The 21,638-nt window shown below is 59.9% G+C and carries 18 protein-coding genes and 1 tRNA gene; 3 read left to right on the top strand and 16 right to left on the bottom strand.

Features of this window, described 5'->3' with window-relative positions:
* Positions 1-4 precede the first annotated feature (4 nt).
* The 14 genes from pqqE to rpsU all read right to left on the bottom strand — a co-directional run bounded on the left by pqqE (position 5) and on the right by rpsU (position 17,523).
* Positions 5-1,135 carry a pyrroloquinoline quinone biosynthesis protein PqqE gene (gene pqqE, locus QZR30_RS06820; RefSeq protein WP_046069809.1) on the bottom strand — a complete coding sequence of 377 codons (1,131 nt, stop codon included), beginning with the start codon at positions 1,133-1,135 and terminating at the stop codon, positions 5-7.
* On the bottom strand, positions 1,128-1,403 hold the full coding sequence (gene pqqD / locus QZR30_RS06825; protein ID WP_046069808.1) for a pyrroloquinoline quinone biosynthesis peptide chaperone PqqD: 276 nt from the start codon (positions 1,401-1,403) through the stop codon (positions 1,128-1,130). Before pqqD ends, pqqE begins: the two co-directional genes overlap by 8 nt.
* On the bottom strand, positions 1,400-2,152 hold the full coding sequence (pqqC, locus tag QZR30_RS06830) for a pyrroloquinoline-quinone synthase PqqC (RefSeq protein WP_046069807.1): 753 nt from the start codon (positions 2,150-2,152) through the stop codon (positions 1,400-1,402). The genes pqqD and pqqC overlap by 4 nt, the downstream gene beginning before the upstream one ends.
* Positions 2,153-2,163: 11 nt before the next feature.
* Positions 2,164-3,075, bottom strand: coding sequence for a pyrroloquinoline quinone biosynthesis protein PqqB (pqqB, locus tag QZR30_RS06835; RefSeq protein ID WP_059396598.1), 912 nt, complete (start codon positions 3,073-3,075; stop codon positions 2,164-2,166).
* 71 nt (positions 3,076-3,146) lie between these two features.
* A complete protein-coding gene (pqqA, locus tag QZR30_RS06840; protein ID WP_003194766.1) occupies positions 3,147-3,221 on the bottom strand; it encodes a pyrroloquinoline quinone precursor peptide PqqA in 75 nt (24 codons plus the stop codon).
* Between the two features lie 158 nt (positions 3,222-3,379).
* On the bottom strand, positions 3,380-5,755 hold the full coding sequence (pqqF, locus tag QZR30_RS06845; protein WP_311903085.1) for a pyrroloquinoline quinone biosynthesis protein PqqF: 2,376 nt from the start codon (positions 5,753-5,755) through the stop codon (positions 3,380-3,382).
* A gap of 48 nt (positions 5,756-5,803) precedes the next feature.
* Positions 5,804-6,598 carry a carbon-nitrogen hydrolase family protein gene (locus tag QZR30_RS06850; RefSeq protein WP_046069805.1) on the bottom strand — a complete coding sequence of 265 codons (795 nt, stop codon included), beginning with the start codon at positions 6,596-6,598 and terminating at the stop codon, positions 5,804-5,806.
* A gap of 10 nt (positions 6,599-6,608) precedes the next feature.
* Positions 6,609-8,291: a flavin monoamine oxidase family protein gene (locus QZR30_RS06855; protein WP_043049753.1), complete on the bottom strand. Its 1,683-nt coding sequence runs from the start codon at positions 8,289-8,291 to the stop codon at positions 6,609-6,611.
* A gap of 167 nt (positions 8,292-8,458) precedes the next feature.
* Positions 8,459-8,905, bottom strand: coding sequence for an Lrp/AsnC family transcriptional regulator (locus QZR30_RS06860; protein ID WP_046069804.1), 447 nt, complete (start codon positions 8,903-8,905; stop codon positions 8,459-8,461).
* A gap of 113 nt (positions 8,906-9,018) precedes the next feature.
* Positions 9,019-9,095, bottom strand: a tRNA-Ile gene (locus tag QZR30_RS06865).
* 15 nt (positions 9,096-9,110) lie between these two features.
* Positions 9,111-12,854 (bottom strand): bifunctional diguanylate cyclase/phosphodiesterase, encoded by a 3,744-nt coding sequence (locus QZR30_RS06870; protein WP_059396588.1) that lies wholly within the window; start codon positions 12,852-12,854, stop codon positions 9,111-9,113.
* 121 nt (positions 12,855-12,975) lie between these two features.
* Entirely contained in the window at positions 12,976-14,826 is a 1,851-nt protein-coding gene (rpoD, locus tag QZR30_RS06875) for an RNA polymerase sigma factor RpoD (protein ID WP_046069802.1), read from the bottom strand.
* 67 nt (positions 14,827-14,893) lie between these two features.
* On the bottom strand, positions 14,894-16,864 hold the full coding sequence (gene dnaG / locus QZR30_RS06880) for a DNA primase (RefSeq protein ID WP_046069801.1): 1,971 nt from the start codon (positions 16,862-16,864) through the stop codon (positions 14,894-14,896).
* A 443-nt stretch (positions 16,865-17,307) separates the two neighbouring features.
* Positions 17,308-17,523, bottom strand: a complete 216-nt coding sequence (gene rpsU / locus QZR30_RS06885; protein ID WP_002551877.1) for a 30S ribosomal protein S21 — start codon at positions 17,521-17,523, stop codon at positions 17,308-17,310.
* 203 nt (positions 17,524-17,726) lie between these two features.
* On the opposite strand from rpsU, the gene tsaD reads away from it, so the two are divergent.
* On the top strand, positions 17,727-18,752 hold the full coding sequence (gene tsaD, locus QZR30_RS06890) for a tRNA (adenosine(37)-N6)-threonylcarbamoyltransferase complex transferase subunit TsaD (RefSeq protein WP_046069800.1): 1,026 nt from the start codon (positions 17,727-17,729) through the stop codon (positions 18,750-18,752).
* Between the two features lie 20 nt (positions 18,753-18,772).
* Here tsaD and plsY read toward each other — a convergent pair whose 3' ends face one another.
* Positions 18,773-19,342 carry a glycerol-3-phosphate 1-O-acyltransferase PlsY gene (gene plsY / locus QZR30_RS06895; RefSeq protein WP_046069799.1) on the bottom strand — a complete coding sequence of 190 codons (570 nt, stop codon included), beginning with the start codon at positions 19,340-19,342 and terminating at the stop codon, positions 18,773-18,775.
* A 74-nt stretch (positions 19,343-19,416) separates the two neighbouring features.
* Here plsY and folB point away from each other — a divergent pair, with 74 nt between their 5' ends.
* Both folB and folK read left to right on the top strand, forming a co-directional pair.
* Positions 19,417-19,770 carry a dihydroneopterin aldolase gene (gene folB / locus QZR30_RS06900; RefSeq protein ID WP_046069798.1) on the top strand — a complete coding sequence of 118 codons (354 nt, stop codon included), beginning with the start codon at positions 19,417-19,419 and terminating at the stop codon, positions 19,768-19,770.
* Positions 19,761-20,279, top strand: a complete 519-nt coding sequence (gene folK / locus QZR30_RS06905) for a 2-amino-4-hydroxy-6-hydroxymethyldihydropteridine diphosphokinase (protein WP_046069797.1) — start codon at positions 19,761-19,763, stop codon at positions 20,277-20,279. Before folB ends, folK begins: the two co-directional genes overlap by 10 nt.
* A 72-nt stretch (positions 20,280-20,351) precedes the next feature.
* Here the strand turns inward: folK and QZR30_RS06910 are convergent, their stop codons facing one another.
* A complete protein-coding gene (locus tag QZR30_RS06910; protein ID WP_046069796.1) occupies positions 20,352-21,584 on the bottom strand; it encodes a multifunctional CCA addition/repair protein in 1,233 nt (410 codons plus the stop codon).
* Positions 21,585-21,638: the final 54 nt, after the last annotated feature.

Genomic DNA, 21,638 nt, shown 5'->3' on the forward strand with positions numbered 1-21,638 from the left:
GCCCTCAGCCTTTTGCAATGAGCCGTGAGTTGCGCTCATTGCGAAAGGCCAGTTGCTCGATGGTCAGGGTGGCGTGTTCGGCTTCTTCCCGCGCCTGAAGGATGATGCTGTGCTGCTCGGACTTGCTGCACACCGGGTCGGCATTGCTGGCATCACCGGTAAGCATGAACGCCTGGCAACGGCAGCCGCCGAAGTCCTTTTCCTTTTCATCGCATGAACGGCACGGCTCGGGCATCCAGTCGTAGCCACGAAAGCGATTGAAGCCAAACGATTCGTACCAGATGTGCTGCATGCTGTGGTCGCGCACATTGGGAAATTGCACCGGCATCTGTCGAGCACCGTGACAGGGTAGGGCAGTGCCGTCCGGTGTCACGGTCAGAAAGATGCTGCCCCAGCCGTTCATGCAGGCTTTCGGGCGTTCCTCGTAATAGTCCGGCGTCACGAAGATCAGCTTGCACGGGTGCCCTTCGGCTTCCAGTTTGGCGCGATATTCGTTGGTGATGCGTTCGGCGCGCACCAGTTGTTCCCGGGTCGGCAACAAGCCCACGCGATTGAGCTGCGCCCAGCCATAGAACTGGCAAGTGGCGAGCTCGACAAAATCTGCCTCCAGCGCAATACACAGCTCGATGATGCGGTCGATCTTGTCGATATTGTGCCGGTGGGTAACGAAGTTCAGCACCATGGGGTAGCCATGTGCTTTCACTGCGCGGGCCATTTCCAGCTTTTGCGCGAAGGCTTTTTTCGAACCGGCCAGCAGGTTGTTCACCTGTTCGTCGCTGGCCTGGAAGCTGATCTGGATGTGGTCCAGGCCAGCTTTCTTGAAGTCGCTGATCTTTTGCTCGGTCAAGCCGATGCCGGAGGTGATCAAGTTGGTGTAGAAGCCCAGCTTGCGAGCTTCAGCGATCAGCTCGGCCAAGTCCTGTCGCACCAGCGGCTCACCGCCGGAGAAACCCAACTGCGCGGCGCCCATCTCGCGGGCTTCGCGAAACACCTTGATCCATTGCTCGGTGCTCAGCTCCTTGCCCTGCTCGGCAAAATCCAGCGGGTTGGAGCAATACGGGCACTGCAATGGGCAGCGGTAAGTCAGCTCGGCCAGCAACCACAGCGGTAAGCCGATCTCTGGTTTTTCAGGCAAGGGTAATCCAGTGCTCTGCACGGGCGACCTCCATGAATTGCTCGATATCTTCACCGAGCTCAGGCACACCGGGGAATTGCTTGTCCAGTTCGGCGATGATCGCTGCCACGTCGCGCTCGCCATCGATCAGGCCACCGATCAATGCGGCGCTGTCGTTGAGCTTGATCATGCCTTCAGGGTAGAGCAATACATGGCCTTTCTGCGCGGGTTCGTACTGGTAGCGATAGCCCTGGCGCCAGGTCGGTTTCTTGCTGCGATCAAAGCTCATAGGGTGATCCCTTTATGCCAGACCCGCTGCTCGGTCACGCTGTGATAGGGCGGGCGTTTGAGTTCGTAGGCCATGCTCATGGCATCGAGCATGCTCCACAGGATGTCCAGTTTGAACTGCAGGATTTCCAGCATGCGCTCCTGGCCTTCACGGGTAGTGTAGTGCTGCAGGGTAATCGCCAGGCCGTGTTCCACGTCGCGACGGGCCTGGCCCAGGCGGGTGCGGAAGTATTCGTAGCCGGCCGGGTCGATCCACGGGTAATGCTGCGGCCAGCTGTCGAGGCGTGACTGGTGGATCTGCGGTGCAAACAGCTCAGTCAGTGAACTGCTGGCGGCTTCCTGCCAGCTGGCGCGGCGGGCGAAGTTGACGTAGGCGTCCACTGCGAAGCGTACGCCGGGCAGCACCAGTTCCTGGGAGCGCAGTTGGTCCGGGTCGAGGCCCACGGCCTGGCCCAGGCGCAGCCAGGCTTCGATACCGCCGTCTTCACCCGGGGCGCCGTCGTGGTCGAGCAGGCGCTGGATCCACTCGCGGCGGATCTCCCGGTCCGGGCAGTTGGCCAGGATCGCGGCGTCCTTCAGCGGGATATTCACCTGATAGTAGAAGCGGTTGGCAACCCAGCCCTGGATCTGTTCGCGGGTGGCACGGCCTTCGTACATCGCCACATGGTAGGGGTGATGGATATGGTAGAAGGCGCCCTTGGCCCGCAGGGCTGCTTCGAATTCAGCCGTGGTCAACGCTGTATCAGTCATTTCGGTCGCTCCTACAATTCAATGCTCATGCCGTCGTAAGCCACTTCGACATTGCGCCGCACCAGCTCGGCTCGTTCGGGGGAGTCTTCATCGAGGATCGGGTTGGTATTGTTGATGTGAATAAGCACCTTGCGCTGCTTGGGCAACTGCTCCAGCACTTCCAGCATGCCGCCGGGGCCGTTCTGGGCCAGGTGGCCCATCTCGCGGCCGGTGCGGGTGCCGACGCCGCGGCGCTGCATTTCGTCGTCATCCCACATTGTGCCGTCCACCAGCAGGCAATCGCTGCCGGCCATGATTTCCAACAGCGGCGCGTCGACCTTGCCCAAACCCGGGGCGTAGAAGAGCTTGCCACCGGTGCGCAGGTCTTCGACGATCAGGCCGATATTGTCGCCTGGGTGTGGGTCGAAGCGGTGCGGCGAGTAGGGCGGTGCAGCGCTGCGCAACGGCAGCGGGGTAAAGCGCAGGTTGGGGCAGGCCGGGATGGTGAAGCTGGCGTCCAGCTCGATGCGGTTCCAGGCCAGGCCGCCGTTCCAGTGGGTCAGCATGGTGAACAACGGGAAACCGGTGCTCAGGTCTTCGTGAACCATGTCGGTGCACCACACTTGGTGTGGGCAGCCTTCGCGCAGGCTCAACAGGCCGGTGGTGTGGTCGATCTGGCTATCCATCAGGATGATCGCGCTGATGCCGGTGTCGCGCAGGGCGCGGCCGGGTTGCATGGGCGCAAAACCCTGGAGTTGCGCACGGATGTCCGGCGACGCATTGCACAGCACCCAATTCACGCCATCGTCGGAGATCGCGATGGACGACTGGGTGCGCGCATGGGCCCGCAGGCTGCCATCGCGAAAACCTGCGCAGTTCACGCAGTTGCAGTTCCACTGCGGGAAGCCACCGCCGGCGGCGGAACCTAGAATCTGGACAAACATGTTCGCTCCATCAGGCAAAGCTCAAAACAAAAACGCCCCGGGCAAACCGAGGCGTTGTCTTACTCAGCCAATCAACGGCTGGCGAAGTACATGGTGACTTCAAAACCGATACGCAGATCAGTGTAAGCAGGTTTGGACCAAGTCATATTCTTACTCCTATCAAGGGATGGGACGTTCACTACCAAGTAATACATATAGTCCACCTCCCATTGGAGATGTTCAGATATTGCCAGGGAATATTACGCAATTCTTTTCAAGTTAGCGCTGTCTGGGTGGAAAAAGCCTGTTGCAGGGTTGGCAATGATCACCGCGCCGCTTGCCAGCCATCGTTGCTGCACGGCCCGTTCGCCACGCAGCGCCAGCCGCCTGCAGCGTTATTGAGTTGTTGGGCTGCGTGTTGCAAGTCCTCGCGTGTGCGGCTTTGAATCAGCTGATGAAGTTGATCCAGGTATCCCGACGAATGACCCGCCCGGTGCGCGTGCCAAAGCAAGTCGGCGGCTTGGCTGATGGGCAGCGCCTGGGCTGTGAACTGCTGCGCCAGGGCCTGGTTGCCCAAGTCTGGACTGCGTTCGAGCAAGGACGGCAGTTGCCCCAGGAAGGTTTGCAGCTGCTCGACAATCCCGTCCAGGGACATGCTGGGCGATTGCACGCCAAACAACAGGCCGGTTTGCCCATTGATTTGTCGGATGCCACTGAACACGGCGTAGCCGATTTGCAGCTCGACTCGCAAACGCTGATAGAACGGCGCCTGGAGCACATGCCCGAGTAACCGCCATGTGGCTTCATCGGCCAGGGATAGACTCGGCGTTGGGCAAAATAGCAATAAGGCGGCTTCGCTGGAGTCGGTGTTGATCTCGTGCCAGAGGTGTTGGCCTTCGATTGGCTGAGGTGTGAACGGGATGTTCGCCGGCTGCCCTGGTAAGTGGGCGGCTGCGAGTTTGATCGCTGCTTGACTTGCGGTGGACAGGCCAGAGCCCAGCCCCTGCCAGCGTGCGCCAGACCACGACGCTTGTGCTTCCAAGGACTCGGGTTGCACCCCGGCGCAGCAAGCAGGCAACGCCTTGAGCAGCTCCCGAATGGCGATCAGCGGTGCCTCTTCGGACGGGGATAGAGGTTCATCGCACCTGTTCAGGCAACGTGCCAGCTCTTCGAGCACCGCTGGCATCGGTTCGTGAAGACCGTGCATTTTCACCAGCCAATCATTGGCAATGGTTTCACAAGACAACTCAATGCCTGCCTGGCGAGCATGTTCGCGCAACGGCTGCAGCGCGGGTTCGAGCCCGGTGGGGACGCCAGCGTCAAACCGCCAGTGCAGGTACAACGCGCCTTCGTCGGTGTCATCCGCCAACGCCTGGCTGAATATCAACGCCGATAATTCCTTTCGACCCCTTGAGCGATCCTGGGCAAAGCTACGCAAGCCACGGTGGGCGCTGGTTTGGCCACGGATCAGGCCGGCGCGTTCTTCCTTGGCCGGAGGACGCAGCAGGGGGTTGTTCGGTGGCAGCTGCCAGTTGTGCTCAGCGGCGGGCAGGTGCAGCCCGTCGAGCATGGCCTTGAGGGCTGTGACGCCTTGCTCCGAAAGGTCTTCGCTATCGTTGCGAGCCAATGCCAGGGCGCCTTGGACCTGTTGTTGACGAGCGTTGAGCAAGGCGAACTCTTCGCGTAAGGCTGTCCAATCGCTGCGTGCGAAAAAACTCAGCCAGTCGTACAGCAACGCTTCAACCTGCGTGGCCGATTCACTCTTGGTATGAAGGGTGAAGTGGATATCCAGCACCGCTTGGCCCGCGTAGTGATACAGCACGGACGCGTGCAGCGCGGTGGCCAATTGTCGTGCTTTCAGCAGTGCGAGCAACCCGCCTGGTGCCGAAGCGTTGAGCCAGATGCAGAGGAACTCCAGCGCTTCGCGTGGGGCGTTACAGGTGATGATCTGGTGCAGGTGCTGATTGGCAACGTGTTGATAGCTGTGTGCTGGGCCCTGCATCAAGGCGGGGGGAGCGGCTTGCGGATGCAGGGGGCCTGGGGTCAGTTCGTCACTGAACTGCTGGGCCAAGGCTTGCAGGTCTGCCAGCGATTGTGGGCCGGCAAGGCTCAAGGTCATCTGCCCACTTTGATAGAAATGCCCGTGGAAGTCGCGCAGGGCTTGCTGGAAGGCGTCGCTTTCTACCGGCAGGCTGTCGCGGTTGCCGGCATGAAAACCTCGCAGCGGATGATCCGCCGCCAGTCCCTTCATCAACGCCACTTGCAGTTGAGCCTTGGCATCCTGGGACCAGGCCATAAACTCCGCGTCCAGCACTTCGCGTTCGCGCCGTTGATCATCAAGTGCCAAGCGTGGATGGGTCAACATGTCCGCCAAGCGTGCCAGCCCATCTGCAAAGGTCGACACCGGCAGTTCAAAGAAGAAATCGGTGGTGCGCTCACGGGTGCTGGCGTTGACGTGCCCACCGTGGCGCTGCACGTAGGCCATCAGCCCCTCGCCCGCAGGAAAACGCTCAGTACCCAGAAACAGCAGGTGCTCAAGAAAATGCGCCAGCCCCGGCCAGGCCAATGGCACGTCATGACTGCCGGCAGCCACCCGTAAAACCGCGGCGCAACGTTTCAGGCGCGGTGCATGGCGCAGGGCAACCCGCAGGCCATTGGCCAGGGTCAGGTGAATAGGGTGAGGGTGAACCGGCGCAGGCATGGGCACTTCCGAGGCATGGGAAGTGCCTATGCTAGCAAACCCACCGGGTCAGGGCTTGTGCAGTGCGCCGTAGAGTTCGGGGCGACGGTCGTGCAGGTAGTGATTGGCGGCGCGGGCGTCGAGGATCGATTGACGATCCAGCGTGCCGACAATCAATGCTTCATCCAGGCCGGCCTGGGCGAGTCGCTGGCCATCCGGCGCGGCAATGCTGCTTTGCCCGCAGTACTGAATATCGCCTTCATGCCCGCAGTAATTGGCGTAGGCAACGAAACATTGGTTCTCGAAGGCTCGTGCGCGCACAGTGACGTCGGCGACAAAGTCGAACGGCACCATGTTGGCGGTGGGCACCAGGATCAGTTCGGCACCGGCCATGGCCAGGCGCCGGGTGTTTTCCGGAAACTCAAGGTCATAGCAGATCAGCATGCCTACCTTCCACCCGTTCAATTCCACCACTGGGAAATCATCCGGACCGGCACTGAACATCGAGTGATCCAGGTCGCCAAACAAGTGCGTCTTGCGGTAGTTGCACAAGCGCTTGCCCTGGGCGTCGATCAACTGCACGGCGTTGTAGACCTGGCCATCTTCGGCCCGCTCCGGGTAGCCGTACAGAATCGCCAGCCCGGCACTCTGCGCCAGTTCGGCAATTGCCTGTGCCGACGGTCCATCCTGAGCCTCAGCCAGCGCGCCAACGGCTTCGGTGCCGATGTTATAGCCGCTGAGAAACATCTCCGGCAGCACCAGCACATCGGCGTCGCACGCTTCATGGGCCAACTGGTGCAGACGCTGGAGGTTGGCGGCCACATCCAGCGGCAGCGGCGGGCATTGGTACAGGGCGACACGCATGGTCAACTCCTTACTCGGCGAGGGCGATTGGCCCGATTTCATCGAACACATCACCTGGCCCCGGGTTCTCTGGGTGGGTGCTGCCACCGAAGTGGGTCATGATGCCCCAGACCGCATTGAGCGAGGTCTGCACCGCGCCTTCCACCCAGGCCGGGGTCCAGGAAACATCATCGCCGGCGATGAAGATCCCACGTTGTTCGGCGGGCATGTCCTTCTGCATGAAGTGCGCATACATGCGCTGGTTGTAGCGATAGTGACCGGGCAGGGCGCCTTTGAACGCGCCGAGGAAATGCGGGTCGGCTTCCCAGGATACGGTAATCGGGTCGCCGATGATGCGCGCCTTGATATCGACTTTCGGGTAGATCTTATTCAGCGCGTCGAGGGCCAGCTTGACGCGCTTATCGATAGGCTGGGGCAGCATTTTCAGCGCATCGCTCATCCACGAGTAGGACAGGCAGATCACGCCCGGCTTGTCGTCACCGTTATCGAACAGATAGGTACCGCGGGTCAGGCGGTCGGTGAGGGTCATGCTCATCAGGTCGCGACCGGTCTGCGGATCTTTGTCTTTCCAGAATGGGCGGTCGACCATCACAAAGGTTTTCGATGACTGCATGTATCGCGTGCGGTCCAGGGCCATCCACATTTTTTGCGAGAACAGGGTTTCGTCGCATTCGATCTGGGTGGTCAGCAGCCAGCTTTGGCAAGTGGTCAGCACTGCGGCATATTCACGGGTGTCGCCGTAGTTGTCGGTGACGGCGAAACGGCCGTCGGCGGCGTGGGCAATGCGTTTCACGCCTGCCCGCGGTGCGCCTCTATGCAGCGAGCTGAGGCTGGTGCCGGCCGGCCAGTGGGCGCAACGCTCCGGCACGTGTCGCCAGATGCCCATGGGTACTTGCGCCACGCCGCCGACGACCAGGTGTTGATGGTCATCGCAATTGGTCATCACCACACGGAAGATTTCCAGCATGGAGTTGGGGAAGTCCGAGTCCCAGCCACCCGTGCCGAAGCCGACCTGGCCAAACACTTCGCGATGATGGAATGACAACTTGGCAAAGGCCTTGGAGGTGGCGACGAAATCGTAGAAGGTACGGTCATCCCACAGCGGCACCAGCTTGTTCCACAGTGCCTTGAGGCGCGGCACGTCGCGATCGCGGATCGCCTGCTGGATATCACCGAACTGCGAGCCGGCTTCCAGGGCATCGGCCCAGGCATCGGCCACTTCCTGGAACAGTGCCGGCAAATCCGAAAGTTTTTGTGCGTAGTGGGTCTGGCCTTCCAGATCGATCACGGTACTGCCGGACGCCGGGGTCAGCGGGTTGGGGAAGGGTTTGGTCTCCAGGCCCAGCTTGTCCACGTAATGGTAGAACGCGGTGGACGACACGGGAAAACGCATGCCACCCAGCTCGGCGATGATGCCCTCGGCGCCTTCAAAGGCCTGGGAGCGCAAACGCCCACCCATTTTCGAAGCTTCATACACCACCGGCTTGAGGCCCAGCTTCATCAGCTCGTAGGCCGCAACCAGGCCCGCTATACCGGCCCCCACGATCGCCACCTCGGCGCCATGGTGGGCGGCGGGAATACTGCCCAGCCCGGCGGGGTGTTCGATCCAGTCATCAAAGGCAAAGGGGAAATCCGGACCAAAAATGGTGATGGGTTTCTTGCCGTCTGCGGGGTGGCGATTGGTCTTGCTGATGGTGCTGGACGGAATGCTCATGGCTGACCTTACTGACGGCTCGGCGGGATATGGCCCGTTGAGTATAGGAAAAGATGGCAGCCAGTTTAGGGAGCGTTGCGCTCGTTAATAAGACGCAATGTGTCGTCGGATTGCACTGATTTTTGTCAATATGACGAATCCAGTGGTCAGATTGGTTGGCCGCGATCCAGTTTGTTGCTGAGGATGATCGAGGTGGTGGTTTTTTCTACACCGTCGACAGTGCCGATCTGGTCGAGCAACTGGTCCAACTGCTCCGGCGAATCGGTGCGCAGCCAGGCCACATAATCGAACTCGCCACTCACCGCGCACAACTGCTGTACTTGCGCCATGGCACTCAGCCTGCGCAGCACTTCTTTACCGGAGCGCGGTTGTACGGTAATGCCCACATAAGCCTGCAATCCCCCATCTGCAACGCGTTGGCCCAGGCGCACGCCATACCCGGTGATCACCTGGGTTTTCTCCAGGCGCGCCAGACGCGACGTCACCGTGGTACGCGCAATGCCCAACTGCCGGGCGAGCATGGCCACGCTTTCGCGAGCGTTGAGCTGCAGGGCGGCGATAAGCTGGCGGTCGATTTCGTCTAGGGGGGGCAAGGGGGGAGGCTCCAGTGCGGACGGCAATGAGCAAGCATGGTACAGGCTTGGTCCGGCTGAAAGAACCGCTACGCCAGACACGCAAAAGCCGCGCAATGCGCGGCTTTCTTGTTTGGTGGGCCCAGTAGGACTCGAACCTACGACCAAAGGATTATGAGTCCTCTGCTCTAACCAACTGAGCTATAGGCCCTCAGTAGGTCGCGGATTATAACGATGGTTTCTTCACTGTGCCATCCGAAAAATCCTCCTGCCTTGTACGAAGGAAGTTTGCGGCAAAAAGCGCCGGTGGCAGGGGCAGGCTGACGATGTAGCCTTGCATCTGTTCACACCCTTCGGCGGCGAGGAAGGCCTGCTGTGCGGTGTTCTCCACGCCTTCGGCGATGATGGTGAATTGCATGCTGTGGCCGAGGGCGATGATGGCGCGCACGATGGCGACGTCGTGGGGGTCATCGGGCAGGCCGCGGACGAAGGATTGATCGATCTTGAGGAAGTCCAGGGGCAGGCGCTTGAGGTAGCTGAGGGACGAATAACCGGTGCCGAAATCGTCGATAGCCAATTGGACGCCCAGGCGCTTGAGTTGATGCAGCACCCCCAGGGCTTCTTCGGCCTGGCTCATGATGAAGTTTTCGGTGATCTCCAACTGCAGGCAGCCGGGTTCCAGGCAGTAATCGCGCAGCAGCTGTTCGATGCGTGACAGCAGCTTGGGGTGCCGCAGTTGAGCGCCAGCAAGATTGACCGACAGTGGACCGAAATCGTCGAAAGCCTGTTGCCATACATGCAGCTGGCGGCAGGCCTGTTCCAGTACCCAGTCGCCAATCTGCAGGATCATGCCGTTCTCTTCGGCCAGGGCAATGAAGTGTTCGGGCGGGACTTCGCCCAAGGTCGGGTGGTGCCAGCGGATCAAGGCTTCGGCGCCGATCAGTTCCTGGGTCACCAGGCTGCGCTTGGGTTGGTAACACAGGCTCAATTCGTCACGTTCGATGGCGCGACGCAGTTCGTGTTCCAGCGCCACGCGTTCATTGGCCTGGGCTGTCAGGTCGCGGGTGTAGTGTTCGACCCGGTTGCGGCCCTTGGCTTTGGAGCGGTACATCGCGGCATCGGCGTTTTTGACCAGGGTGGCAACGTCGGTGCCGTCCTGTGGATACAGGCTGGTGCCGATACTGGCGCTGATAAAGAACTCATGCTCTCCGGCCTGGAACGGCGGTGTAAAGCAATCGAGCAGTTTATTCGCCAGGTGCTGGGCATCGCTGGCCTGTTGCAAGCCGGGAAGCAGGATGATGAATTCATCGCCGCCCAGGCGGGCCACGGTGTCCACGTCCCGCAGTTGCTCCTTGAGGCGTACGGCGATGTCTTTGAGCAGCAGGTCGCCTACCGGGTGGCCGAGGCTGTCGTTGATGTGTTTGAAGCGGTCCAGGTCGAGAAACAGCACGGCGCCCTGTTTGCCGCTGTCCTGCTGGCCGTTGAGGGCGGCCTGCAGTCGATTTTCAAACAGAGTGCGGTTGGGCAGGCCGGTCAACGGGTCATGGTGGGCCTGGTAGTCCAGGCGTGCCTGGGCCAGCTTGAGGCTGGAGATGTCAGCAAACACGGCCACGAAGTGTGTGATCAACTGGTCGTGGTTACGCACGGCGCTGATGGTCAGCCAACTTGGATACACTTCGCCGTTTTTGCGGCGGTTGGAAATTTCGCCTTGCCAGTGACCGTGGGCCGTCAGTTGGTGCCACATCGCCGCGTAGAACGCGCTGTCATGCAGGCCGGAGGCAAGCAGGCGTGGGGTATGGCCGAGGGCTTCGGTCTCGCTGTAGCCGGTAATCTCACTAAAGGCGCGATTGACGGCGCTGATGTTCTGTCGGGTGTCGGTGATCAAGACGCCTTCGGCGGTGCTTTCGAACACCGTGGCGGCCTGTTGCAGTTTTTCCTGCATTAACTGGCGTTCGGTGATGTCCCGGGCGATGGTCAGCATGCAATCGTCGTCGCCAATGGGCAGCGGGCGGCTGGACACTTCGCAGAGACGAATCTGGCCGTCAGCGCGGCGGATATGGCAGACGAAATCGCGGACAAAGCCGTCGCGATGCATCAACTCCAGCATGTGCTTACGTTCGTTGAGGTCGACCCAGATGCCCAGGTCCGAAGCTGATTGATCCAGTGAGGTGGCGCTGGTGAAGCCGGTCAGATGGCTGAAACCTTCGTTTACCTCAATCAGCAGTCCATCGCTCTGGCGGCTCAGCAGCAAGCCATCAGGGGAGGCGTGGAACGCCTTGGCGAATTTCTCTTCGGAGGTTTGCAGCCGCTGTTGGGTTTCCTTGAGTTGAGTGATGTCGCGCACCACCACCACCAGCGCTTCGGTGGTGTCGAGTTGGAAGGGCTCAGCTGAGATCAGCCCGGTAAATGCCTGGCCGTTGCTGCGCAGAAATTGCATTTCCAGGTTGCGGATACTGGTGGTCTGCACCCGGTGCAGCAAATCCGGGCCAATGCCTTGAACGTCCCATATATTCAGCTCAGTGGCGGTTTTGCCTATGACCTCGTTGGCGCTCAGGCCAATCTGGTCCTCGAATGCCTTATTGACCTCCAGCAGGCAGCCATCGGACAGCCGCGCAATCACTAGGATGTCCGGGCATTGCTGAAACACTGAGGCAAACTTCTGCTCGGACAGTTGTAGGGCTTCTTCGGTGCGCTTGGCTTCGCTGATGTCGATCATCAAGCCGCGTAGCACTGGTTCATGGCCATGTTCGATCAGGCTGACGATATCGCGGACCCACAGGCAGCGGCCATCAGCGGTGATGACGCGATAGTCGACGCTATGATCACGATTGGCACGGGTTTCCCGGTAGCAATACGCCTCGGTGTGGGTCAGGTCAGCGGGGTGGATAATATTGCGCCAGAAGCCTGGAATCAGCCAATGGGCGCGGGGATAGCCGAGCAGATCTTCGGCATGGGGTGACACATAGCTGTAGGTGAAGTCGCTGATGCTCGCTTCCCAGGCAATGGCAGACAAGCTCTCCACCAGGCCACGATAGTGGTACTCACTGCTACGCAGTTCTTGCTCAAGGGCGACCCGACGGGAGATTTCCGAGCTGAGCCGGCGATTGATCCGAATGACCACCGCCAACACGGTGCTCAGTAGCAACACCGCTGGCAGGCCGTACATCAGCAGGTCCGCCCAGAGCGTGCGGTGATCCGTGAAGCTGCCCACCCAGTGTTGCTGGATCGCTTCGGTTTCGGCTGGGCTGAGGTCGGCGAGGACTTTGTCCAGGATACCCACCAGTATTTTTTCATCTCGCGGGACGCCCATCGCCAATTGGTAGCGGTAGGGCGTTTCACCGCTGACGTACAAGCCATCGAGTTTGAGTTGGCGCAGGCTCCAGACACTGGAGGCCAGGTCGCCGACTACCGCATCCACTTCGTCGGTGGCCAGCGCTTGCAGCGTCGAGCTGACGTTGGGCATTGCGACGAGGTTCAGGTCCGGATGGTGGGTACGCAGCAACTCATGGGGCGCGTAGTTTTCCACCACGGCAATTTTCAGTCCGTACAAATCCCTGAGGTTGCGTGGTTTTGCGCCGCCTTCATGGGCAAGGATGATAATGGGAAAGTCCAGGTAGGGACGTGTGAAGGCCAGGAAACCTTGGCGCTCCGGGGTGGACATGATGCCGGGTAGCAGGTCGAGCTGGTTGCTCCGGGCTTGTTCAAGCGCAGCGGTCCAGTTGGCTGGCTCGATCAGCTTGATCCGCACACCCAGGCGGTCCTGGATCAGGCGTACATAGTCAGCGGCCAGGCCCTGGTAACGGCTGTTTTCATCACGGTATTCGAAAGGTGGCCACGACGCATCCACACCGAGGCGCAGCTCCTGATGGTCCGCCAACCAGCTACGCTCATCATCCGTAAGAGTCAACGCGCCAGCCGTTGCGGTCCAGGTCAGCAGCGACAGTAGTAACACGGTCGGCAATCTGGGCATAACGGTCTCGTTATGGCACGGGGAATGAATCGAGTGTAGACGGGCATTTCAGGGGAGGGAGGTTGCGACGAATTTTATCTATTCAAAACAAAACCCCCGGCCTGGGCCGGGGGTTCTGGTATCACTCGTCGAGGAAGGAGCGCAGATGCTCGCTTCGCGTCGGGTGGCGCAACTTGCGCAGCGCCTTGGCTTCGATCTGACGGATCCGCTCGCGGGTCACGTCAAACTGCTTACCGACTTCCTCAAGGGTGTGGTCGGTATTCATGTCGATGCCGAAACGCATGCGCAGTACCTTGGCTTCACGGGCAGTGAGGCCGGACAGCACGTCGCGGGTTGCTTCTTTGAGGCTCTCAACGGTGGCGACATCGATTGGCGACTGCATGGTCGAGTCTTCGATGAAGTCACCCAGGTGGGAGTCTTCGTCATCACCAATCGGCGTTTCCATGGAGATCGGTTCTTTAGCGATCTTCAATACCTTGCGGATTTTATCCTCAGGCATTTCCATGCGTTCACCCAGCTCTTCCGGGGTCGGTTCGCGACCCATTTCCTGCAACATCTGCCGGGAAATACGGTTGAGCTTGTTGATGGTCTCGATCATGTGCACCGGGATACGGATGGTGCGGGCCTGGTCGGCGATCGAGCGAGTGATCGCCTGACGGATCCACCAGGTGGCATAGGTCGAGAACTTGTAGCCGCGACGGTATTCGAACTTGTCCACCGCCTTCATCAGGCCGATGTTGCCTTCCTGGATCAGGTCGAGGAACTGCAGGCCACGGTTGGTGTACTTCTTGGCGATGGAGATCACCAGGCGCAAGTTCGCTTCAACCATCTCTTTCTTCGCGCGGCGGGCCTTGGCCTCACCGATCGACATGCGACGGTTGATGTCCTTGATCTCGGCAATCGTCAGACCGGTTTCGGTCTGCAACGCGATCAGCTTCTGCTGGCAACGAATGATGTCCGGCTGCAGGCGACCGATGGCTTCGGCGTATTTCGCCTTGCCCTTGGCCAGTGCGTCGGTCCAGCTTTCGTCAACTTCGTTGCCCGGGAACTGGCGCAGGAAGTCGGTACGCGGCATACGCGCATCACGCACACAGAGCTGCATGATTGCACGTTCTTGGGCACGCAAACGCTCAAGAGCACTGCGAACGCGCTCAACCAGGCCTTCGAACTGCTTGGGCACCAGCTTGATCGGCATGAACAGCTCAGCCAGGGCGACCAGCTCGGCAATTGCCTGCTTGTTGCCGCGACCGTGCTTCTTCAAAGCCTTGCGGGTGATTTCCATTTGATCGGAAACCGCACCAAAACGCTGGGCCGCGACAACAGGGTCCGGGCCGCTTTCGACTTCATCTTCGTCGTCGCTGCTGGCTTCAGCCTCGTCGTCGTCGGTGTCGTCGTCCGCTTTCGGCGCTTTCGGGTCGACCGGCGGCGGCACTTCGGCGGCAGGCGGCGCAATGCCGTCGTCCGGGTCGATATAACCGCTCAGGACGTCGGACAGGCGGCCACCTTCGGTGGTGACGCGGGTGTACTCGGAGAGAATGTGGTCAACCGTGCCAGGGAAGTGCGCGATTGCGCCCATCACTTCACGGATGCCCTCTTCGATACGCTTGGCGATTTCGATTTCGCCTTCGCGAGTCAGCAGCTCGACCGTACCCATTTCACGCATATACATGCGTACAGGGTCCGTCGTGCGGCCGATATCGGTCTCTACTGCAGCCAGCGCGGCAGCAGCTTCCTCAGCGGCGGCCTCGTCGGTATCAGCGTCGGCCAGCATAAGGGAGTCCTTATCTGGCGCGACTTCGAATACGTTGATCCCCATGTCGTTAATCATGCGGATGATGTCTTCCACCTGCTCTGGATCTGAAATATCCTCAGGCAGGTGGTCGTTGACCTCCGCGTAAGTCAGGTAACCCTGCTCACGACCTAGTGTGATCAACTCTTTGATACGAGACTGCTGTTGCGCTTTTCCGGACATAACACCCTATCCACTGAAGGTCTTGGCGGGCAAAAAACAAGCCGAGGATTATACCCGAGCTATGACCTCACACGCCAGCTGAGGTCGGGTTTGATGCGGAAACATTCTGTTTTAAGAGGTCGCGCATCTGTTTTGCTATCTGAATTTGCTCTTCAGCCGACAATCCCGGCTGCCTGGCTCTCTTGATGAGCTCATCGAGGGTCTGCGTATGCTGACCCGCGGATAACCTATTAATGGTGTCTAAAAACTGTTGTTCAAGGTTATCGCCGTCAATTAGCCACTCCTTTTCCGCCAGGGCTTTCAATAAACGGCCCTGTTCCGTGCCATGCCAGCGAGCCATAAGCTGAATTGAGTTTAGCTTAGGATTTTTTTGCACCGCCTCGATCAGGGCAATCAGCACCTGGGCATAGGTGTTGCTCTCGTTGGCAAAATGGTCGGCACTTTCAACCTTGCCGGCCAATTGCGGGTGGTGAATCAATGTACGCAGCGCAATAAGTGTCGGGGCTTCTACCGCCACCGGCGTGCGTGGAGCGTAGGCTTCATCGCGATCGCCGCGCTTGCCGTTCTTGCTCCAGGGCTTCTTGTCCCATTTCTTGCCGCCGGCGCCGGGTTTCTTTGGTGTCCACTCCTGCTGGGGCGCAAATGCCTCCTGGGGTTGGTGGAAGTCGGCATAGTCCGGCATGGCGTCGTAATCCATGCCGGGGTCGTAGGCCGGCGGTGCATCCTGTGGTGCGCTGTGCACCAGCTGACTTACGGCTTCGCCGCTCAAACCGGTGATCTCCAGCAGGCGTTGGCGCATCAGGGTGCGCAAGTTGGCGCCCGGGACCTTGTCGATCAGCGGTGCGGCGAGGGTGGCCATATGGGCCTTGCCCTCGAGGGAGCGCGGGTCAGCCTCTTCGGTCAGTTGCTGGAAAAAATAATCTGCCAGGGGCTGCGCATGTTGATTGATGCGCGCACGAAACGCGTCAGTGCCTTCCGAGCGCACCAGTGTGTCCGGGTCCTCGCCTTCGGGCAGGAACAGGAAGCGTGCACGGCGCCCGTCCTGCAGGCTCGACAGCGTGGCCTCTAGTGCTCGCCAGGCGGCGTTGCGGCCGGCCTGGTCGCCGTCGAAGCAGAACAGCACGCTGGGCACCACGCGAAACAGGCGCTTCAAGTGTTCTTCGCTGGTGGCGGTGCCGAGGGTTGCCACTGCATTGCGCAGGCCTTGCTGGGCCAGGGCGATTACGTCCATGTAGCCTTCAACCACGATGATCTCGTCGAGGTTGCGGTTGTTCTTGCGCGCTTCGAACAGGCCGTAGAGTTCCTGGCCCTTGTGGAACACCGGGGTCTCCGGGGAGTTCAGGTACTTGGGCTTGTCGTCCCCGAGTACACGGCCACCAAAGGCGATGATACGGCCACGGCTGTCGCGAATCGGAAACATCACACGGTCGCGAAAACGATCGTAGCGCTTGCCGGTCTCGGCGTTCTCCACCAACAAGCCGGCATCGATCATGGCTTTTTGCTGGAGGGTATCGCTGCTCAGGTGCTTGTATAGATTGTCCCAGCCCGGCGGGGCGAACCCGAGGCCGAAGTCGCGGGCGATTTCACCGGTAAGGCCACGGCTCTTGAGGTAATCGACGGCGGCCTTGCGCTGCGGATGGCTCTTGAGCGCTTGACGATAAAAATCAGCAGCGGCCGTCAACAGCGGATAGAGCGGCGAGTCGGTGGGCTGCCTGGGTTTGTGCGGGCGGCCGCTTTCTTCGCGGGGGATTTCCATGCCGGCGGCTTTGGCCAGGTCCTCGACGGCCTGGGGGAAGTCCAGGTTGTCGTGGTCCATCAGGAAGCCGAGGGCATTGCCGCCGGCGCCGCAACCGAAGCAGTAATAGAACTGCTTGTCGGGGCTGACGCTGAACGATGGAGTTTTTTCTTTATGGAACGGGCAGCAGGCGGTGTAGTTCTTGCCGGCTTTTTTCAGTTGTACGCGTGAGCTGACAACATCGACGATGTCGGTGCGGTTCAGAAGGTCGTCAATAAAGCTCTGGGGAATCAGCCCGGCCATGGCGTTCTCGTCATCACTGCGTGTAAATGAGGGCCCGTGAAGTGTTCAAGCGCACGTATCGAGTGCTCGATCATCATCGTCTGCTTGGGTTGTCAGGAAAGTGTATCTGCCGAGCATTCACTGACGGTAGTTTCTGATCAGTCTTCGGCATGGAAATGTTGCCCGGGCGTCCGGTCTTGGCCGATGAAGGCCTCGGAAACGCATCGATGGGCACAGCCGACACAGTTGATCGCCTGCTTGAAGAATAGGTGTGCTCGTCAGTAGCCTTGTTAGGCTCGTCAGAAGAGACGTGCACCGCTGGCAAAAGAGCCAGCCCTGACGTTTGAAGCAGTGTCTCGGTCGCATGTGCGGCGTCGACGGTGAAGCATCAAGCGATATCCGCAAATGCCAACAGCCCGGCTGAGGGCCGGGCTTGGCAGAAGCTTGCTACGAACGTCTGTGTATTAGTACAGACGAACGGCGCGGCGCTGTTCGCGCTGAACTTTCTTGGCGTGACGCTTAACAGCGGCTGCTGCTTTACGCTTACGCTCAGAAGTTGGCTTCTCATAAAATTCGCGGCTACGAACTTCAGCCAGAACACCGGCTTTTTCGCAGGAGCGCTTGAAACGACGCAGAGCTACGTCGAAGGGTTCGTTCTCTTTTACTTTGACGGCTGGCATCCAGAGCTACCTTCTTTCATTACCGGGAATCAACGTTCTCGTCGCAAAAAATTCGCGGCTGAGGTCGTCGGTTTTTAAGGGTTGCGGATGTTAACCCCTCATTGCCCGGAATGCAAAGCCTCTGATCGAAAACCGCTAGTCGGGAGGGGGAGCGGGGACTATCATGCGCGCCTTCGAATTCAGCCTCTACAAGGCGCAAACCCATGCTAGTACTGGGACTTGAAACCTCCTGCGACGAAACCGGCGTCGCCCTATACGACAGTGAACGCGGGCTTTTGGCCGACGCGCTGTTCAGTCAGATCGACCTGCACCGCGCCTATGGTGGCGTGGTGCCGGAGCTTGCCAGCCGTGATCACGTCAAGCGCATGCTGCCGTTGATTCGCCAGGTGCTGGACGAGGCCGATTGTGTGGCGACCGAGATCGATGCCATCGCCTACACTGCGGGCCCTGGATTGGTTGGAGCCCTGCTGGTTGGGGCCTCTTGCGCCCAGGCGCTGGCTTTTGCCTGGGGCATTCCGGCTCTTGGCGTGCACCATATGGAAGGCCATTTACTGGCGCCCATGCTGGAAGAAACACCACCGCAGTTCCCGTTCGTCGCTTTGTTGGTTTCGGGCGGCCATACGCAGCTGGTTCAGGTCGATGGTATCGGCCAATACACCTTGCTGGGTGAGTCCCTGGACGACGCCGCCGGCGAAGCTTTCGATAAAACTGCGAAGATGATGGGGCTCAATTATCCAGGTGGCCCGGAAATCGCCCGTCTTGCCGAGAAAGGCGTGGCCGGGCGCTACACCTTCCCGCGTCCGATGTGTGATCGCCCTGGCCTGATGTTCAGTTTCAGCGGTTTGAAAACCTCCGCCTTGAACACCTGGCAGCAGAGCGTCAGTGCCGGGGACGACGGTCAACAAGCCCGTTGCGACATCGCTCTGGCGTTCCAGCAGGCCGTGGTGGAGACTTTGACCATCAAGTGCAAGCGCGCCCTGAAGCAGGCGGGTATGAAGCGGCTGGTGATTGCTGGCGGCGTCAGTGCCAACAAGGCACTGCGCGTGTCCTTGGAGAAAATGCTCGGCGACATGAATGGTCATGTGTTCTACGCACGCCCTGAGTTCTGCACTGATAACGGCGCGATGATCGCCTATGCCGGTTGCCAGCGCTTGCAGGCCGGACAGCACGAAAGCCTGGCGATCAGCGTGCAGGCACGTTGGCCAATGGAACAGTTGCCGCCGTTGTAAGAGCCGACGCAAGGGCGGATTTAAAAATGCCGTTCGCGCCCGGCAAACAGGTCGCGTAGATTGCCGCGGTGACGCCAGACGATCAGCAGGGTCAGCATGCTCATCGGCAGCAAGGCCTGCGGTTCCTGCCAGGCCAACAGCGGCAGGGTCAGCGGGGTGGCGATCAGCGCGGCCAGCGAGCTGGTTCGGGTCAGGTAGAACGTCAGCAGCCAGGCGAGCATGGCCAGTAACGCGGCCGGTGGGTAGATGCCCAGCAGCATACCGGCCGCTGTGGCAACGCCTTTACCGCCGCGAAAACGGAAGTACAGCGGGAACAGGTGGCCCAGGACGGCGCACACGCCCACCCAGGCTTGCTGTTGCAAGGAAAGGCCGAGGAGGCTGGCGATCAGCACGGGCAGCAAGCCCTTGCACACGTCGCCCAGCAACGTCAGGACGGCAAGTTTCTTGCCGGCCAGGCGCAACATATTGGTGGCGCCGGCATTGCCTGAGCCACTCATTCGCGGGTCGGGATTTCCCGTCAGGCGGCTGAGCAAAATGGCGAAGGACAGCGAGCCGAGCAGGTAGGCGAGAATCGCCAGTGACCAAAACATGCTAACTATTCCGGGCGAGGATGCCCTGATTCTAACGGGGCATCGCGCCCTTGTCGTGCTGCGGAGAAGAGTACTTGGACAGAGTGTTTATCGAAGGCCTGGAAGTCGACACCGTGATTGGGGCCTACGACTGGGAGCGCGGGATCCGGCAGTGCTTGCGCCTGGACCTGAGCTTCGCCTGGGATAATCGCCCGGCCGCTGCAGGTGATGACCTGGCGCTGGCGCTGGATTACGCCAGCGTGTCCGCGCGTATCCAGGCTTTTGCCGAGCAGTCCCAGTATCAGTTGGTGGAAACCTTCGCCGAGCGCTTGGCCGAGGTGCTGATGAGCGAATTCCAGATTCCCTGGCTGCACCTCAAATTGACCAAGCCAGGCGCCGTGCCGGCTGCCAAGGGCGTGGGCGTGGAGATCGAGCGCGGATGTCGTTGACTCAGATTTACCTTGGGCTTGGCAGCAATGTTGAGCGCGAAAGCCGTCTATGCGCCGGCCTGGATGCGCTGGCGGGGTTCTTGACGGATATGCGCTGTTCAGCGGTGTTCGAAAGCCAGCCGGTGGGGATCAAGAGCGGGCCATTTTTCAACTTGGTGGTGTCGGCCTATACCGACCTGCCGTTGTTGGAGTTAGATCGCCGACTGAAACTCATCGAGGCCGATAATGGCCGTTATGCGCCCAACCGCAAGGGCCTGCCGCTGGATATCGACGTGTTGCTGTATGGAGATTTGGTGGGTAATTTCGATGGATTGATCCTGCCACGGGCAGAAATCCTGAAAAACGCTTTTGTATTGTGGCCGCTGTCGATGATGGCGCCGGATCGTATGCACCCTGAGGCAGGCAAGACAATGGCCGAGCTGTGGCGCGATGCGCAGATCGACCAGGTGCTGGCGCCTGTCGGCTTTGAGTGGCAAGGCCGACAACTGACGCCGCAAGCTCTCTTGTAGGAGCTGAGCTTGCTCGCAAAAAACCTGAGGGCGCTGCCTTATCATTGACGTTTTTCGCGGGCAAGCTCGTTCCTACAAAGGCTTGTATTGTTCCTTGTAGGCTTTCAGCGCGTTCAGCCGTTCGCGCTTGAGTGCCGCTCCCAGCTCTGGGCCTTTGAAACCTTTTTCCAGCAATGGTGCAACCGGTACTTCGCGTGCGGCCTTTGCCGCGCCGCGCAAATAATCTGCCTGTGGATAACTGCGTTGTTCAAAGCCTTTGCGGCCCCGGGCATCCATTTCGCAGGCTACTAGAAACTCTTCGAAGCGTTGCGGCCGCCGGTACAGGTCAAAACTCTGCAGTAATTCCAGTAATGTCGAGGCTTTGAGTTCCAGTGCGCGATGGCCGTGGGTATGAAATTCGCCCACCAGCAATGCCAGTTCCTGGCAATCCCTGGGCACCTTGAAGCGCTCATTCACCGCCTTGATCAGCCTTAAGCCGCGGTGTTCGTGGGCAATATGCTGCGGCAACTTATCCACAGGCGTCAGGCCTTTGCCCAAATCGTGCAGCAGGCAGGCCCAGCGCACTGTCAGCGGTTGTCTGTGCAAAGCGGCTTGTTCCAGCACGCTCAATGTGTGAATGCCGGTATCGATTTCCGGATGATGAGCCTCGGGTTGGGGCACACCGAACAGCGCGTTTACCTCCGGCATCAGGGTTTTCAGTGCGTCGCAGTCGCGCAGTACCTGGATAAATACCTGAGGGTGATCCTCCATCAGCGCCCGTGAGATTTCTTTCCAGCTGCGTTCGGGGGTAAGGGCCTGGAGTTCGCCGCAATCACTGAGTTGACGCATCAGCTCGAGTGTCTCGGGTGCGACCTTGAAGCCAAGGTGTGCATAACGCGCGGCAAAGCGGGCAACGCGCAGCACGCGGAGCGGATCTTCGGCGAACGCGGGGGAAACATGACGCAATATACGCGCTTCAAGATCGCGTTGGCCGTGATAAGGGTCGGTCAGGTTGCCATCGTCATCTTCCGCCATGGCGTTGATGGTCAGGTCACGACGGATCAAGTCTTCTTCCAGGGTGACCTCGGGGCTTGCGTGAAACACAAAGCCACCGTAACCCCTGCCGCTCTTGCGTTCGGTGCGGGCAAGGGCGTATTCATCACCATTTTTCGGATCGAGAAATACCGGGAAATCGGCGCCCACCGGCTTATAGCCTTTGGCGAGCATTTCTTCGGTGGTTGTGCCGACGACGACGCGGTCGATATCGGTGACCTTGATGCCCAGAAGGCGATCACGCACGGCGCCGCCGACTTTGTAGATTTTCATGAAAAAGCCTCCATTAGCGCCACAGGATAACGCCTGTGCCTGGCCAATGGAGGC

Origin of the sequence: Pseudomonas sp. rhizo25, from assembly GCF_031931935.1 — a bacterium.
Classification (GTDB): domain Bacteria; phylum Pseudomonadota; class Gammaproteobacteria; order Pseudomonadales; family Pseudomonadaceae; genus Aquipseudomonas; species Aquipseudomonas synxantha.

Coding starts and splice junctions, on each gene's coding strand:
- pqqD (WP_046069808.1), bottom strand. CDS start 1,403: ATGAGCTTTGATCGCAGCAAGAAACCGACCTGGCGCCAGGGCTATCGC.
- pqqC (WP_046069807.1), bottom strand. CDS start 2,152: ATGACTGATACAGCGTTGACCACGGCTGAATTCGAAGCAGCCCTGCGG.
- pqqB (WP_059396598.1), bottom strand. CDS start 3,075: ATGTTTGTCCAGATTCTAGGTTCCGCCGCCGGCGGTGGCTTCCCGCAG.
- pqqF (WP_311903085.1), bottom strand. CDS start 5,755: ATGCCTGCGCCGGTTCACCCTCACCCTATTCACCTGACCCTGGCCAAT.
- QZR30_RS06850 (WP_046069805.1), bottom strand. CDS start 6,598: ATGCGTGTCGCCCTGTACCAATGCCCGCCGCTGCCGCTGGATGTGGCC.
- QZR30_RS06870 (WP_059396588.1), bottom strand. CDS start 12,854: ATGCCCAGATTGCCGACCGTGTTACTACTGTCGCTGCTGACCTGGACC.
- rpoD (WP_046069802.1), bottom strand. CDS start 14,826: ATGTCCGGAAAAGCGCAACAGCAGTCTCGTATCAAAGAGTTGATCACA.
- dnaG (WP_046069801.1), bottom strand. CDS start 16,864: ATGGCCGGGCTGATTCCCCAGAGCTTTATTGACGACCTTCTGAACCGC.
- rpsU (WP_002551877.1), bottom strand. CDS start 17,523: ATGCCAGCCGTCAAAGTAAAAGAGAACGAACCCTTCGACGTAGCTCTG.
- tsaD (WP_046069800.1), top strand. CDS start 17,727: ATGCTAGTACTGGGACTTGAAACCTCCTGCGACGAAACCGGCGTCGCC.
- plsY (WP_046069799.1), bottom strand. CDS start 19,342: ATGTTTTGGTCACTGGCGATTCTCGCCTACCTGCTCGGCTCGCTGTCC.
- folK (WP_046069797.1), top strand. CDS start 19,761: ATGTCGTTGACTCAGATTTACCTTGGGCTTGGCAGCAATGTTGAGCGC.
- QZR30_RS06910 (WP_046069796.1), bottom strand. CDS start 21,584: ATGAAAATCTACAAAGTCGGCGGCGCCGTGCGTGATCGCCTTCTGGGC.